Source organism: Rhizobium sullae (assembly GCF_025200715.1).
Classification (GTDB): Bacteria; Pseudomonadota; Alphaproteobacteria; order Rhizobiales; family Rhizobiaceae; genus Rhizobium; species Rhizobium sullae.
On record NZ_CP104143.1, the window covers coordinates 3,115,020 to 3,130,922 of the forward strand.

Annotated in this window: 12 protein-coding genes and 1 pseudogene; 11 read left to right on the forward strand and 2 right to left on the reverse strand. The window is 59.8% G+C overall.

All coding sequences use genetic code 11. The annotated features are described in order from the left end of the window. Nucleotides 1–45 precede the first annotated feature (45 nt). From bglB to N2599_RS15730, 8 genes are all read left to right on the forward strand, one after another. Nucleotides 46–1,146: a beta-galactosidase BglB gene (gene bglB / locus N2599_RS15695; RefSeq protein WP_027507861.1), complete on the forward strand. Its 1,101-nt coding sequence runs from the start codon at nucleotides 46–48 to the stop codon at nucleotides 1,144–1,146. Next, complete coding sequence (kduI, locus tag N2599_RS15700; protein WP_027507860.1) at nucleotides 1,143–1,979, forward strand: 5-dehydro-4-deoxy-D-glucuronate isomerase; 837 nt, start codon at nucleotides 1,143–1,145, stop codon at nucleotides 1,977–1,979. Before bglB ends, kduI begins: the two co-directional genes overlap by 4 nt. Then, complete coding sequence (locus tag N2599_RS15705; protein WP_051336429.1) at nucleotides 1,976–4,459, forward strand: hypothetical protein; 2,484 nt, start codon at nucleotides 1,976–1,978, stop codon at nucleotides 4,457–4,459. Before kduI ends, N2599_RS15705 begins: the two co-directional genes overlap by 4 nt. Nucleotides 4,460–4,543: 84 nt before the next feature. Beyond that, the gene (locus tag N2599_RS15710; RefSeq protein ID WP_027507858.1) at nucleotides 4,544–5,812 is read left to right on the forward strand and encodes an ABC transporter substrate-binding protein; all 1,269 of its coding nucleotides are present in this window, start codon (nucleotides 4,544–4,546) and stop codon (nucleotides 5,810–5,812) included. A 131-nt stretch (nucleotides 5,813–5,943) separates the two neighbouring features. Beyond that, nucleotides 5,944–6,972, forward strand: coding sequence for a carbohydrate ABC transporter permease (locus N2599_RS15715; RefSeq protein ID WP_027507857.1), 1,029 nt, complete (start codon nucleotides 5,944–5,946; stop codon nucleotides 6,970–6,972). Then, a complete protein-coding gene (locus N2599_RS15720; RefSeq protein WP_027507856.1) occupies nucleotides 6,969–8,021 on the forward strand; it encodes a carbohydrate ABC transporter permease in 1,053 nt (350 codons plus the stop codon). The genes N2599_RS15715 and N2599_RS15720 overlap by 4 nt, the downstream gene beginning before the upstream one ends. 11 nt (nucleotides 8,022–8,032) lie before the next feature. Further along, a complete protein-coding gene (locus N2599_RS15725) occupies nucleotides 8,033–9,106 on the forward strand; it encodes an ABC transporter ATP-binding protein (RefSeq protein WP_027507855.1) in 1,074 nt (357 codons plus the stop codon). 340 nt (nucleotides 9,107–9,446) lie between these two features. After that, complete coding sequence (locus N2599_RS15730; RefSeq protein WP_260308419.1) at nucleotides 9,447–10,064, forward strand: GGDEF domain-containing protein; 618 nt, start codon at nucleotides 9,447–9,449, stop codon at nucleotides 10,062–10,064. A 186-nt stretch (nucleotides 10,065–10,250) separates the two neighbouring features. On the opposite strand, the pseudogene N2599_RS15735 reads toward N2599_RS15730, so the two are convergent. Next, nucleotides 10,251–10,399: pseudogene (locus tag N2599_RS15735) on the reverse strand (ISNCY family transposase); the annotation flags it as partial. Nucleotides 10,400–10,916: 517 nt separating this feature from the next. Here N2599_RS15735 and N2599_RS15740 point away from each other — a divergent pair. The 3 genes from N2599_RS15740 (at nucleotide 10,917) to N2599_RS15750 (ending at nucleotide 14,331) form a co-directional block, all read left to right on the forward strand. Then, a complete protein-coding gene (locus N2599_RS15740; protein ID WP_051336428.1) occupies nucleotides 10,917–11,216 on the forward strand; it encodes a glycine-rich domain-containing protein in 300 nt (99 codons plus the stop codon). A gap of 69 nt (nucleotides 11,217–11,285) precedes the next feature. Then, nucleotides 11,286–12,608: a glycosyltransferase family protein gene (locus tag N2599_RS15745; protein WP_027507852.1), complete on the forward strand. Its 1,323-nt coding sequence runs from the start codon at nucleotides 11,286–11,288 to the stop codon at nucleotides 12,606–12,608. A gap of 55 nt (nucleotides 12,609–12,663) precedes the next feature. Continuing rightward, complete coding sequence (locus N2599_RS15750) at nucleotides 12,664–14,331, forward strand: ABC transporter ATP-binding protein (RefSeq protein ID WP_027507851.1); 1,668 nt, start codon at nucleotides 12,664–12,666, stop codon at nucleotides 14,329–14,331. A 441-nt stretch (nucleotides 14,332–14,772) separates the two neighbouring features. Here N2599_RS15750 and N2599_RS15755 read toward each other — a convergent pair whose 3' ends face one another. Further along, nucleotides 14,773–15,900 (reverse strand): glycoside hydrolase, encoded by a 1,128-nt coding sequence (locus N2599_RS15755; RefSeq protein WP_244915033.1) that lies wholly within the window; start codon nucleotides 15,898–15,900, stop codon nucleotides 14,773–14,775. Nucleotides 15,901–15,903: the final 3 nt, after the last annotated feature.

Consider the following 15,903-nt stretch of genomic DNA (forward strand, 5'->3'; position numbering starts at 1 on the left):
TTGGCAGCGAAACCGCCGAAGAGCGGACAGGTTGGGAGGATTACCATGGCCCCGAATGGCCGCGATATTCGCGGTGGTCTCGATCGCCTTGTTGCCGGAACGACCGGCCTGAAGCACGACGGTCGCTTCCATGAACCTAATCTCGACGGAACCGCCGGCGACTACATCAGTTTCGAAAGTTGGGAGTGGCCGCAGGGTGTCGGCCTCTATGGCCTGATCAAGCTCTGGCTTTTCACCGGCCGCCGCGATCTGCAGCAGCTCATCGAAGGCTGGTACCAGGCACGCATCGAGGCGGGCCTGCCGCAACTCAACGTCAATACCACCGCGCCGATGCTCGGCCTTTCAGTGCTCTGGGCCAAGACCCGCGACCCCCGCTGGCAGCAGGTCCTCGACGACTGGGCAAACCGCGTGATGTCGGACATGGGCCGCACGCCGGAAGGCGGTTTCGAGCATCACGTCTCCGATAAGGTGAACGACAACGAACTCTGGGACGACACCCTTTATATGGTCGCCCTGTTCCTGGCATCCTACGGTCAGGCAAGCAGTCGGCCCGAACTGGTCGATGAGGCATCGCGGCAATTCCTCGTCCACACGCGTTACCTCGCAGACACCAATACCGGCCTCTGGTTCCACGGCTGGACCTTTGACGGTCGGCACAATTTTGCCGAAGCGCGCTGGGCGCGCGGCAATGCCTGGATCACGGCGGGACTACTTGATTTCTTCGATCTCGCCGAAATCAGCAAGCCGGTGAAAGAATTTCTTCAGGGTGTTCTCGTGGCGCAGGTCGATGCGCTGCTCGCGCTTCAGGCTCCGTCCGGCGCCTGGCGCACCTTGCTCGACGATCCCACCTCCTACGAAGAGATTTCCGCTACGGCTGGCATCGGCTACGGCCTTCTGAAAGGTTATCGTCTCGGGCTCGGCACGCCGGCATGGCGTGAAGCCGGGCTGAAAGCCCTGCAGGTGGTGATGGACAATATCGACGAGACCGGCACCGTGCTCAACGTCTCCTACGGCACGCGCATGGGTCACGATCTCCAGTTCTACAAGGATATCCCCATTCAACCGACCGGCTACGGCCAGGCATTGGCAATCCTGTGCCTCTCCGAAGGCCTGCAGCATGTCGGCACCGAAGGACAAGCAGCGTGACGATGAAGATTTTGTATGGAGCGGCACCGGAAGACGTCAAAGCCTATGATACGGAACAGCTCCGCAGCGCCTTCCTGATGACGGACCTGTTCCTGCCCGACGCTGTCAATTTCACCTATACGCATGTCGATCGCCTGCTTCTCGGCGGTGCGATGCCGGTTTCCCAGAGCGTGACCTTCGGCTCCGGCGCCGAGATCGGCACGCCCTATCTCCTGTCTGCCCGCGAAATGGGCATTGCCAATCTCGGCGGCACGGGCACCGTAACCGTCGACGGGCGGTCCTTCACGCTGGAAAACCGCGACGTGCTCTATCTCGGCCGCGGTGCGCGCGAGATTGCCATGGCGAGCCTCTCGGGAAGGAACCCTGCCCGGTTCTACATGAACTCGGTGCCCGCCGGCGCCGACATCCCCCACCGACTGATCAAGAAGGCGGGATCGAAGGCTATCGATCTGGGAGACGGCCGCCGATCGAACAAGCGACGGCTCGCCATGTACATTCATCCGGAGGTGACACCGTCCTGCCTGCTATTGATGGGCATTACCGATCTTGCCGAGGGCAGCGTCTGGAACACCATGCCGCCGCATGTGCACGAGCGCCGGATGGAAGCCTATTGCTATTTCGATATGGCGGCGGAAGATCGCATCATCCACCTGATGGGCCGCCCGGAAGAAACGCGTCACCTCATCGTCGCCAATGGCGACGCCGTCTTGTCACCCGCTTGGTCTATCCATATGGGCGCCGGCACCGGCCCCTATGCCTTCGTCTGGGGCATGACCGGAGAAAACCAGGAATATAACGATGTGGCCCCGGTGGCCCTAGCGGAACTGAAATGAGCCCGATGAGATCACTTATGGACCGTGAGCTTAACCCCGGCGAAGCCATCCGCTACTGGCAGCTCGGCGCGATCGCCGAGGAGCGTTTCGACGTTCCCGACGCCCCGATGAAGGGTGAGATGGACCCGTTCTTCTTCTTGACGAAGCATAAGAACTTCATCCCGCACGAATATCCCTGCCGCACGATCTTCGCCGAAACCTATCGCGGCAAGCGGCCGGACGTGCGCGGCGCGTTCGACGCGGCGCGCTGGTGGCTGCCTTTCGGCTCGCCGCGGCTCGATCTCTCCGGCTTCTGGTTCCGCCCGACGCGACTTGCCACCTTTGCCCGCACATTCATCGCTGCCGAGAAAGCCGGTAGGGCAAAGGTCCGCCTCGGTACTTGTGGCGGCGCGGTTCTCTGGCTGAATGGCAACGAGACCGGCTGGATGGCGCCCTATAGCCGCAACCTCGAGGCAAAGGCTGAATTCGACCTTCCGCTCAAAGAAGGACTGAACGAGGTCACCATCTTCTTCGACGATCTGGCCGAACGCGATGCGCGCTATTTCTTCCAGCTTGATTATCTCGACGGACCGCCGGCAAACGTCGCCGTGCCCGTGCCGATCGAAGGCAAGATCGCCGAGACGATCGAGGCCGCCCTCGAAAGCATGCATTTCGACAAGACGGCCTATTTCGAAGGCGACATCACACTGCTTCTCGCCGAGCCCTTACCGGTGGATGTCGATGTCAACGTGGCCGTCGAAGGCGACTTCATGTCGACCGAACGCTTCGACTACGACTTCGTGCTCATGGCCGGCGATGCGCATCTGGTCATCGGCCCCTCGGAAAACGCCCCCGCGGACTTCCGTCACTTCCGCATCACGCTGAAGGCCGGCGGCTTCGTCGCCTCGCGCTCGCTCGGCGTCGAGATCTGCCATGCCGGCCGTCAGGGCGAAGCACCGGCAGCGCTTGCCGAACGGATCACCGAAACGCTGGACGAAATCTCGGAATTCTCCGAGCGCGATACCGTCCGCGCCTTTGCGCGGCTGGCAAGCGGCCGCAGTGGCGCCGACACCGATGCTATGATCGAGGAGATCCTACCTTCGATCGAGGATTGCCACGACTGCGCGGATTTCTCGCTTGTTCCGCTGATCTGGTCGCGCACCGTCTGGGGCAAGGACATCGGCGAGGCGACGCGCGACCGCATCGACCAGGCTATCCTCGGTTTCCGCTACTGGATGGATGAGCCCGGCAACGATGTGCAATGGTATTTCTCGGAGAACCACGCACTGCTGTTCCACACCTCCGCCTATCTCGCCGGACATCTTCTGGCCGACAAGACCTTTGCCCGCTCCGGCCGCACAGGCGCCGAGCAGAGCGCCGTTGGCGCTGCCCGTGTTCGCGCCTGGCTCGACCATTTCGAAGCCTGGGAAATGGCGGAGTTCAACTCCGCCCCCTATTTCCCGATCGACCTCAAGGGGCTGACCGCGCTCGCCGCCCTGTCTCCCGATACCGACATCGCCGAGCGCGCGCGGAAGGGCATCATTCGCCTATGCGAAGTGATCGGCCGCTCGGCGCATCACGGCATGGTGACGGCAGCGCAGGGGCGTTCCTACGAACACACGCTCTGCGCCGGCCGTTCTCTGGAGCTTTCGGGTGTTGCCCGTCTACTCTGGGGCAAGGGCTGGTACGGCCGCCGCGTGCACGCGTTGCCGCAGCTCGCTGTATGTCTGCGCGACAATGGCCTGACCGTGCCGGAAAACCTTGGCATGGTCGCCTGCCATCAAGCCGACGAGCATCAGGAATGGCGGTTCGCGCAAGGTGAAAACAGGTTTGCAGCGCTCTATCACTATAAGAGCCGCGATTTCGCCATGGGGTCCGCTGCCCATTACCGCTGGAACGAATGGGGGTACCAGGAAACCGTGCTGCATCTGCGGCTCGGCAAGCGGCCAGAAGCGACCGTCTGGATCAACCATCCCGGTGAAACGATTCAGTTCGGGTACGGTCGGCCGTCCTTTTGGGGTGGTTGCGGCACCCTCCCTCGCGCCCACCAGTACCGAGCGCTAGCCGTACTCGACTTTTCCACCTTTGAAGAGCAGCCGGATTTCACCCATGCTTGGTTTCCGGTTGGCGAGTTTGACGAGAGCAGCGTCAATGGAACCCTTGCGCTGGCGCGCTGCGGGAACGGCGCGATGATGTTGCGCGGCAGCACCGATCTCGTTGCGATCAAGGATGGTCCATCCGCCAATGCGGAACTGCGCCAATACGGCAGAAAAACCCGCTGGATCGTTCGGGTCTGCGAGGCCTCCACCCTTGCCGCGGTGGAAGCCCGGTTCACGGCTCTTGCAGTCGAGGAGAAGGAAGACGGCTCGCTCGCTATCGAGGACCCGGAATACGGCACAGTAACATTTCGCGCCGACGGTTCGGTCGAGGCCGAGGGCCGCACCATTTCGCCCAAGGACTTCACGGTTGCCGGCGAGGTCGCCATGCTGGCTGCCAACTGATAGCAAAACGCCTGGTAGGAGAAACCGGCGCGACGTTTACCTGCGAGCGGGAGAAGGGCTCGTGCACGGAAGAGGAGGAAGACAATGCGAAAGACCAGAACACTGCTGGCGGCGCTTGCCGTCGGGCTTTTGACGTCGACGGCGGCACTCGCCGGCGACGTCCGCATCATGTGGTATTCCGATGGCGTCGAGGGCGAGGTGCTGAAAGACCTGCTCGACCGCTTCATGAAGGAAAATCCCGGGATCAACGTCGTGCTCGACAACGTGTCGTACACGGTCGTGCGCGAACAGCTGCCAGTGCAGCTTGAAGCCGGCGACGGTCCGGATATCGCCCGCGTCACCAACCTGAAGGCAATGAGCCAGCATTGGCTCGATCTTCGCCCACTGGTCGCCGACGCCGCCTACTGGGACACGAATTTCGGCGCTCAGGCCGACTGGATGCGTCCGGATGGGTCCAACCAGATTTCCGGCTTCATGACGCAGATCACGCTTGCCGGCGGTTTTGCCAACAAGACGCTGTTCGACCAGGCGGGCATTGCCATGCCGGGCAAGGATGCGACCTGGGACGACTGGGCCCGGGCCTCCAAGCAGGTCGCCGAAAGCCAGCAGGTGCCTTTCGCCATGGCGCTTGACCGATCCGGTCACCGCTTGAGCGGGCCGATCCTAGCCTATGGCTCGAACTACATCGGTGCCGACGGAAAACCCGCTCCGCTGGATGACGGCGCCAAGGCGTTCATCGAAAAATTCGTCGGCTGGGTCGGCGACGGAACGATGAGCAAGGACGTCTGGGTGTCTGCAGCTGGCTCGACCTACCGCGCCGGAGCCGACGATTTCATCAACGGCCAGCTTGCCTACTACTATTCCGGCTCCTGGCAGGTCCCGAACTTCTCGACCAAGATCGGCTCGAACTTCGACTGGGTCGCAACCGGCAGCCCTTGCGGTCCAGCAAATTGCACCGGCATGACCGGCGGCGCTGGGCTGGTCGCGGTCAAATACACCAAGAATCCGACCGAAGTGGCCAAGGTCATGGATTATCTGGCACGCGAAGACATCGTGAAGGAATTTTCCGAACGCACGCTGTTCCTGCCTGCGCACAAAGGCGTGGTCGAAAAGGGTCTGGATTTCAAGACTGACGATGCACAGGCAAAGGCAGCCCTGAACATCTTCGTCGGGGCGACCGGCTCGCTTTCAGATATCGCCCGAAAGCTGCCCGGCTGGTTCTGGTCGGACACCTACTATGCGGCGCTGGTCACACGAGTGAGCCAGGCAGCGGCGGGCGAAATGCCGCTGGCCGAAGCCTACACCCGTATCGATGCGGACATTGCGGCCAAGATCAAGGACTCGGGCCGCTAACAGTGAGGCGAGCAGCGGCAGCAAAACTGCGTCGCCGCTCGCCTCCCACTTGCACGTCTTGAGAAGCAATTTGCAAACTGCGACAGCAGCTGGAAACGAGTAAGTTTCCACCTGCCGCTGGGAGGTGGGCAATGAACGCAGATGTTCCCGGAAAAACCGGCTCCGGTATTGGCGAAGTCGTTCTCGCGCCGGTGCGCTTCACGATGGGGCTGATCGACGCGCCGCTGCGGTGGTTGCAAAGGGTCACCGGGATCAGCGGCATGGCGGCCTTTTTCCTGCTGCCAAACATGCTGATCTTCGGCATCTTCGTTCTTCTGCCCTTCTTCATCAACTTCGCCTATTCGATGACCGGTGGGACTGCCCTCTTCCTGCCGGATCGCAGCTTCGTCGGCGGCGATCAATATGCCCGGCTGTTCGACTGCACGAACTATCTCAATGCCAATAGCTGCGCCGAAGACACGTTCTGGACGGCGGTCGGCAATACCGGCTGGTTCGTCATCATCCAGGTTACCCTGATGATCGCCGTCTCGCTCGTGACCGCGCTGATCCTCAACCGTGAGCTGGCGGCGCGCAGCTTCTGGCGGGCGGTGTTCTTCTTTCCGGTGCTGTTGTCGCCTGTTGTTGTCGGCCTGATCTGGAAATGGATCCTGCAGCGCCAGGGCCTGATGAACTTCGGCCTCTACGGTTTCGGCTTTGATCCCTATGCCTGGCTGAACGATCGCAACTGGGCCTTTGCCGCCACGATCGGCGTGTCGATCTGGGCGCATATGGGCTTTTACACGCTGATCCTGCTCGCCGGCCTGCAGGCGATCCCGAAGGATCTTTACGAAGCCGCCGAAATGGATGGCACCCGGCCGACGCGGGCGTTCCTACGCATCACCATGCCGCTGCTTGCGCCCAACCTGCTCGTCGTGGTCGTCCTCGTCCTTATTAAGGCCGTGCAGATCTTCGACGAAGTCTACGTCTTGACAGGCGGCGGACCGGGCACCAGCACGCTCTACCTCACCCAGTATATCTACGAGACCGGCTTTGCCACGCAGTTGCGCAATCCTGGGCTTGCCGCGGCGGCCTCGATCCTCATGGGTGTCGTCCTCGTCGTGCTGACGCTGATGCAGCTCGGCCTCAGCCGCTCCAGTGAAAAGAAAGGAGCCCGCAAATGAGCCGCGTTGCCGAATTCATCCTGCGCCGCAAGGGCGGCAAGCGCTGGCACTGGACGGACATCGTCACCTGGGTCTGGCTCGTCGGCGGCCTGTTCGTCATGTTCGGCCCGGCCGTCTGGCTCGTCGGCTCGTCATTCAAGTCGCCGGCAGCCCTTGCCGAATTCCCGCCGACTATCTTGCCCTACGTCACTCAGAAAGTGACGGTCGAAGGCTATGACAAGCCGCTCGATCTCTACAACGTCACGCTGCCGGATGGCAGCAAGGCGACACTCGCCGAAGTCCGGCGCATCGGCATCGTGAGCCAGATGATCGATCCGCAAAAACCGGGCGAGATCGTCAAGGTCAACATCTCGCAGCGCACCCCGGTTCGCGAAATGTCGTTCGCGTCGGAGAACTATACCGAACCCTTCACCCATTTCGATTTCGTCCGCTATCTGTGGAATTCCGTCTTCGTGACGGTAACGGCAACGCTGATTACGCTCGTGGTCAATTCAATGGCGGCCTTTGCGCTCAGCAAATACGAGTTTCGCGGCCGGACCTTTGCCATGCTGCTCATCCTTGCCACTCTGATGGTGCCCCTCTCGGTGATCATGGTACCGCTCTATTCGATCGTCTCGGCGCTTGGCCTCTTCAACAATCTCTGGGGCGTCATCCTGCCGACCGTGGCGACGCCGACCGGCGTGTTCATCCTGCGCCAGTACATGCTGACCATTCCCGACGAATTGATCGACGCGGCCCGCATGGACAAGGCGTCGGAATGGCAGATCTATTGGCGCATCATCCTGCCCTTGACCGCACCCGCGCTCGCCGTTCTTGCGATCTTCTCCGTGGTCTGGCGCTGGAACGACTTCCTCTGGCCGCTGATCGTGCTATCGCGCAAGGAACTCTATACTCTGCAGGTTGGCCTCAGCATCTATTCCGGCGAGCTCAATGTGCAGTGGCATTTCATCCTGGCGATGACGGTAGTGACGATGATCCCAGTCGTCCTCGTCTTCATCTTCCTGCAGCGCTTCATCACCACCGGCATTGCCGGAACCGGACTGAAATAGAGGAGGCCGTCATGGGTCATATCAAGCTCACCAATGTGACGAAATCCTTCGGGGCGGTGGACGTGCTCCATGGCATCAACCTGGAGATCAAGGACGGGGAACTGGTCGTCTTCGTCGGGCCCTCCGGTTGCGGCAAGTCGACACTGCTTCGCATGATTGCCGGGCTCGAAAAGCCGACAGGCGGCGAACTCGCCATCGACGGCAAGGTGGTCAACACTATCCCGGCCGCCGACCGCGGCCTTGCCATGGTGTTCCAGTCCTATGCGCTCTATCCGCATATGAGCGTGCGCCAGAACCTCGCCTTCGGCCTGGAAAACACCAAGATGCCTAAGGCGGAGATCGCCGAGCGTATCGGCGAAGCCGCGCGCATGCTGGAGATAGAGGCCTATCTCGACCGGCGACCGGGCCAGCTCTCTGGCGGCCAGCGCCAGCGTGTCGCCATCGGTCGCGCCATCGTGCGCAGGCCAGTCGCCTTCCTGCTCGACGAACCGCTGTCCAACCTCGACGCCGAGCTGCGCGGCTCAACGCGCGCTGAGCTTGCAGCACTCCATGCCCGGCTTGCGGCGACAATGATCTACGTTACCCACGACCAGGTCGAGGCGATGACACTGGCGGACCGGATCGTCGTGCTGCGCGCCGGCCGGATCGAGCAGGTCGGCACGCCGCTCGAACTCTACAATTCACCGGCCAACCGCTTCGTTGCGGGCTTCATCGGCTCGCCGCACATGAATTTCCTCGAAACAACGGTCGAATCCGTGCAGTCCGGCAGGGCAGTTGCCGCGTTGCCCGGCGGGCAACGGATCGAGCTTCCGGTCAACGGCACCAATCTCGGCCATGGCGCGCGGGTCACGGTCGGCGTGCGGCCCCACCATATTGCGGTTGGCAGCGAGCCGACCGCCATTCCGGCCAAGATCAGGCTCGTGGAAGCGCTCGGCTCGGAAACCGTCATCCATGCTGATGTAGCCGGGCAGAAGGTTCTGGTGGTCGCACCTGGCCAGCACAACCTGACGATCGGGAGCGAGCTCCGCCTGTCGCTCTCGGCCGCACCGCTTCATCTGTTCAACGAGAAGGGCCTGCGCCTTTAGAAAATACTCCCGGCGTTAACGCAGAAGGTGCGAATGTTTTTTAAACGAGCTCATTGGCCTGGGCCTCACAGGCCGTGATCTGGTTCACGTGACGATCAAATTCTTCGCGGCCCATTGCTAAAATGCCATCGGATTTATTCACCTGGTGTTTCACCGAAGCCCTTAAAGGTAGCGACCACTGCAAAAGCTCCGTTAACCGATGACTCTGCAATTTCGTTGTCGCCAGGCCGTAATCGCCCCGCATATCAAGATGTCAACGCTCCGCGCCCTTGCCTCTGCGACTGGAGCGACCGTGGTCGTTTGGGCACTGAGCCTGCTTTTTCCCGAACCTCCATTTTGGGTGGAATTGACCGCCGTGGCGTTAATATCGGCTGCTGTCACATTTCGGTTTCAATTGGCAATCTCTCGGCGCAACGAAGCGCTTCGTGATACCCAAAAAGAACTTCAGTACGCGCTCCGTCATGATCCCGTCACGGATACATTGCGCGCCAGCGAATTTGCGAACTCAGTCGAGCAAGCGATAGACCGCAGGCGCGTGAGCGGCGCGGAAAACCCGGATGGTGTCATGCTCGTTCTCAATGTCGGTAATTTCGATGAGATCAGTCGTCGCTATGGTCCGCAATGGGCCGATACGCTGCTTCAATCGATTGTTCGGATCGTACATTCTTCCCTGCGCTATGGTGATCTCGTCGCCCGCCTTGCCTCCGACGAACTCGGCATCTATTTGCCCGGCACAACAACGGAAAATGCCAGCAACATCTGCGAGCGCATCCGCGCGCGGGTGCAAGAAACCACGTTCACAGCCGGACAAGAGCGCCAGATATCGGTGACGGTGCGGCTTGGCGGTACAAGGCTTGAGGATCAGGCTGACTTTCAGGCACTCCGTGAGGCCGCTAACCGCGCCGCCCTCGCGGAGGAAGAAGCTGGCCCACCCCTATTCCGGGAGCTGTTCTCGTGAACGAGAGGCTTTAGCTAGTTTCCATCCATAAATGGCTGGTTTTTCTTGTGCTTGCAGCACGTTGGGTTCTGCTTGGCGGCTGCTTTGAAGCCATGCGGTGTGGCTCATGGGTGCAAATTTGGGCGGCGAGGATTTCTGGTGGAAATGCGCGCATTGGCAACTGCCGGCGTTTTCGCCGGTCCGGTTTCAGCTGCCGACATGGGAAGTCAGCGATCTGAGGCGGGCGAGATTGTAAGCGACTACCGAGGACCAAACTAAGTCTTGAAGTGGTCGAGCCCACGCCAGGTGCAGAGCACCAAGCCATAGGCGCGTTTCAGGCAAGAGACGCCGGCCTGACTTAATCGTGATTTTCACAAAATAAATATACAAAGAATAAAAGAAACGCACGAAGTATACGTTGAGATGCATCGAAATATCTAAATATATAATGGCAATATAACTTGAATATATTCTGACCATATCAGAGCGAATGCCCTTCTTTCGCCACAGAATAACAAAATTCTCCGCTGCGTGCTGATCGTTTCAGCGCCAGGAAAGGAGGATTCCAAATGACCGAATACCTTATCCCAAATGAAAAGACCTTCGCGCGCCTTCCTGTATTTCCGTCGGCCGAGCTGGAGGAAATCGACAATTCCAACATTCGGCATGGCCACGCATCCACAATCCCGGGCTTTACCGCAGACGCGCTGCGCCGAAGCAACATCGCCGAACGCTTCGAATTGAAGCCGGTGCTGGCCCGCCACCGGAAGGAGCATGGCCTGTCGGTGGAAATCGCCCAGGACCATCGGCGCGAGATGCTGCGCTTTTTTTGCCCTGTGCGCAACCGCGGCGCCGCACGGCAAGTTCTACGGCATGACCGGCGCCGTCGACGAGCTCTGGCATACGTTCGTGATCTTCACCCGCGATTATGCCGCCTTTTGCGATGCTGTGGCCGGCCGCTTCCTGCATCACGTTCCGGAAGTCGAAGGCGAGATGTCGGCGAGCACCTTCGACCACTACCTCGCATTCCTCGCCGACTATGAGGCGGTGTTTAACGAACCGGCGCCATCGGCCTATTGGCCTCGGCCGACCGGCAACGACACTGATGTGGCTGCCTGCACAGGCTGCAGCGGTTGTAACAGTTGCACGGGCCATAGCTGCACCGTGAACTGACACGCTTGTGCGGGACCCATTCGCCTTGGTGTCTCAGCCGGGGTGAATGTGGTTGGGAGGATTGAAAGCATGCATGTACTTCTGCTTGGAAAGATCCCGCCGATTCAAGGAGGTGTTTCCCGCAGCACATGGTTTGCCGCAAGCGACTTTCTTGAGTCCGGTCATTCCATCGACGTCATCTCCAACGCAGACGAGATGGGCTATGGCTTCCGCCAGATGCTGCTGAGCGACGACAAAGTACGCGATGTCTTTTTGCAGAAAGGCGGAAATGTCCAACATTGCGAGAACATCCCAGCCCACGCCTATATCCCATGGGCGCCCCCCTTCGTCAGCCAGTTACTGGGCTCGGGGCTGGCAAGTATCGGACGGACGAAACCCGACGTTATCATTGGATGGTACCTTGAGCCCTATGGCGTGGCGGCATCTCTGCTTGGGCAATTGTGTGATGTTCCCGTCGTCCTAAGGCATGCCGGAAGTGACCTGGGGCGGCTTCGTCACATCCCAAGTTTGGGCATCCTCTATGACAGATGCCTGTCGCAATCGGCCGCCGTCATCACCGGCAAGAATCCAGATATTGAGGATATTTTGAAAAGCACCGGCGTGAAGGAGAACGCGATCATCCGGGCCAAAGGGCGGGCCCTGCACTCGTCCTTCTATAGCAATGAAGAACAGTTTGACCTGCCCGCGATGGTCGATCGCGCCGAGGAGTGGTTTTCTCATTACGGTTTCGATACCGAGACCTATCGCGCGCTTGTTGCCTGGAACCGTGCCGGCCTGGAAAGCCAAGACCCTGCCGTCGGCTCATATGGAAAAATCGCGGAAGTGAAGGGCACCTATAATCTGATTGATGCGCTCGACACTCTCGTGGGAAGAGGAATCAAAGTTTCCTATCGAGCTCTATGGAGCGCCACGCCCAATAGGTTCGCCCACGCCTTCCATTACGTGAGCCAGAAGGACAATCTTCGCGGCCGGTCAATTCTACTGCCTCCGGTGGCCCCCTGGCACGTCCCGTCTTTCATCCGGTCGTGCATCGCCGTCGCTTTCCTCGAGAATCGGTTTCCGATATCGTTTCATACGCCGCAAGTTCCAAGGGAAGTCATCGCATGTGCGACGCCGTTAATCCTGAGTGGAGAAATATACGAAAAGGTCTATTTCAGTGGTCAACTCGTGGACCGCATCAACGTCCTGAGAGTGCCTGACCCGCAGAACACCTTCGAGTTGGCTAAGGGGATTGAAGATCTACTCGGGAGTTCGGAACTGAGGCAATGCCTGAGCCATCACAGTCGGGCGCTCTCTCGCGTTTTGGAGGCGCGAGCGCCGGCCAGAGATCCGATCGTTGAAATCGCGGAAGGACTGGTCGGAAATGAACGTCGCACAGCGGCCATCGCATAGGTCACAAACAGCGATTGAATCCTCTGAGGCCGTCGATCGAAGATCGACGGCAAAGATGCTGCTTCGCTCTATCGTGGCGCTTCAGAGCGGTCGTACCATATTCGTGTTTCTGCTCCTGAGCGTGGGGCTGTCATTCCTGGCAAGCATCCTGCAGGCACTTTCACCCATTCTCTTTTCGAAGGCCATCGATGCGCTCTTGAGCAAGGATCTCCCGGGGCACCAGGCGCTGAGCTTCGTCGTCTTTGCGCTGCTGGCTCTGGCGCTCTCCAAGTTTCTCGTCGAGCAACGCTGGCTGGTCTACCAACCGGCGGAAAACCGGATCCTCAATTCTGTCCGCGAGGTCTATCTCCGACATATATTAGATCTTCCGGTCGGCTTTCACGTCAACCGATCCATGGGGCGTCTGGATTCCATTGTCGGGCAGGGGCTCGGGGGGATTCAAACGCTCAGCGGGATGCTTTTCACGCAGTTGTCTCCGTTGTTGTTCGAGGTCTTGATAACCTCGATAGCCTTTTTCACGTTCGTTGATGCCGATGTTTCCCTGATCATGCTCGCCACGATCGCGCTCTATGCAGTGGCGCTCGTTTTCGGTGCCGAACTCGCAAGCCGGCGACTCAAGATAGCTTTGAACGCCTCAATCGACGCGCAAGGTACGGCCGGTGATGCCATATTGAATGCCGAAGGAGTCAAGACGCTCGTCATTGAAGAGGCGGTGGTCAAGTCTTACCGCGACCGGCTTGGTGAAGTTCACGCACGCTTTCGGACGTTCTATTTCAGCCGTGGTTTTCTCGGCATTGCATTGTCGGCCGTACTGCTGCTGGGTTTTGCATCCGCCGTTTGGATCTCAGCGATGCGCGTTGTTTCCAACGAGCTGTCTGTGGGGGCGCTCGTGCTAACGAACACCTACATCCTGCAGCTCTTTCGGACTCTAGAGGGATTTAGCTTCTCCTATCGCGACACGCGGCAATCCTTCGAAGCGGTGAAGCGTTTCCTGGACGTGTTCGCGGAAGAAAAGGATCCGGATCAAGGCTCCCTGCAAGCGGTGAGTGGAATTTCGCGGCTCGATATAGAGGGTGCGGGCTATAGGTATCCGGACGGCAGGCATGCACTTCGGAGCGCGAACCTGCACGTCGAAAAGGGAAAAATCACGGCTTTGCTCGGACGATCGGGGAGCGGAAAGTCGACGCTTGTACGCCTAATTCTGAAGACCTTGCCTTTGAATGAAGGTCGAATTCTATTGGATGGCGTAGACATTGGTCGACTTAATGGCCTTGAGCTTCGGCGAAAGATCGCGGTTGTCCCTCAGGACGCCGTCATGTTTCGCGAGAGCCTTGGTTTCAACATCAGTTTAACCAAGGAGCCAGATCTCGCGAAATTGTGGGCGGCCGTAAGAGCGGCCGAAATCGAAGAGCTGGTTAGAGGTCTGGCGGACGGCTTCGACACCGAAATCGGTGAGCGGGGGCTGAAGCTTTCCGGTGGCGAGCGCCAGCGATTGGCTATAGCCAGGGCGATCTATCGCGATGCAGACATACTCATCTTTGACGAAGCAACATCAGCGCTGGACGAAAAGACCAAGGGTGAGATTCTGCGGTTGATCAGAGAGCTTTCTTCGCAGCGGGGGGTGCTCTTCATCACGCATGATCAGCAGGTGGCATCGATAGCCGACGAGGTCGTAACTCTTGAGAACGAAGGTCATTCGGGCGACGGCAATTCAAGAGGCTGATACCGACGGCTCTTGAAAAGAAGTCGGCGCAGCGTGGAACTCGTATCGCGGCGCGCCGGCGACCGGCCATTGCATCACCGTCAATATAGACGGCTTCGGCGCGGGCATTATGAATTTGCGTTCTTGGCGCATTGTCGGCTCCGGCGGTTGCGGGTTTGTCTTTAGCACAATGGCTTGATCTAAGTGTACCTGAAACCGCCGCGCTTTGATTGTTCAAGTATCGCGATACATGCAATAATTTCAGTAACTTACCGTTTGTGGACAGACACTGGCTAAGGTCGCCGCGAATAATCGGGCTTTACGGTCTTTAGACCAGTGCCTCCGGCGGACGTCGTCTTGGGACGGGGAATGCAACCAGTCGTGTATCCGCCGACCTTCCATCACCGTTTCCCATCGCGGCCGCGCGGACCTCGGCTACGGGGAACGGACAGATTTGACCCGTCATCTCGCTACCCCGCCGCTATTCGCTTCGGTGGCCGCAACGCCGGCCGGGCTCAAGGCGCCGCAACGCCAGACCCTGTAGACCGGTTGGGTGTCCCAGTCATAGTAGAAGGCCGCTTTCAGCCTTCCCTTCTCCATCAACTCCGCGAAGCTGCGGCGCACGGCACGGACCACCACTTCCCGCTCGCGATCATCGACCGGGCAGGAAAGCGCGGTGTTGGCAATGCCCCATTCGCTCACCCAGCACGGCTTGCCTTCCCCTTCAGGCCGGCAAAAGTCGAGAAGCGTCGTCACATAGCGTGCAAGCGCCGCGTCATCTTTGCGTCCCGGGTAGACATGAATGCCGTAGCCATCGACCAGCGCATCGATCCCCCGCTTCCGCAGGAGTGAAATGAACTCGCCGGGTTCGAGCCGTTCCATGCCGCGGCGGTCGGCCTCGCCAGTGCCGACGTCGGAAAGTCCGGCCGAAATCAGAAGCGCGTCGCGGCTATAGGCCGTCGCCCGCAATTCTTCCCGGGTGATGCGGAGTGCGCCGACATATGCGTCGAGCCCGCGTTCGAGGGCCGAGCGATTTGCAACTTCCGAAACGCTCCGCGGCGTCTGCCGCCCAGGCTTTTCATAGACGACGAGGTCGCCGTTGTAAGCGCTGTAGTTTATTTCATTTCCGGGCTCGACGGCGTCGATGCGGATACCCATTTCGTCAATGCGGCGAAGCGCCGAGCGCAACTGCGCTCGGTAGAGATCGAGATCGAGATCCGAAAGCCGCTGAACATCCCAGATGCGGCCGAAACCGGTGCGAGAACGCGCCTCCGCGGGATAATAATCCTTGTTGCCGAGTTGGATCTCGAGGAGGATTTTCAACCCCCGCCGGTCCGCCATTTCGAGCGCTTCGATGCTCTTGTCCACCGGTCTCGACAGCGAAAGCCGGACATGGGTGATACCGCTTGCCGCGATCTCATTCAGGACGCGCTCCTGATCGCCGCGGGAAAGCCAGGCTAGGTTTACGCGGTTGATTCCGATACGATCGGAGAGCACTTCGGCAGCGCCCGCCGGCAGCGCCGAGGCGAAGGCCCAGAGCACTGCCAGCGCGCAAGCAAGGCGCGCGCGCGTTTGCGCCACCACCCTCATCCG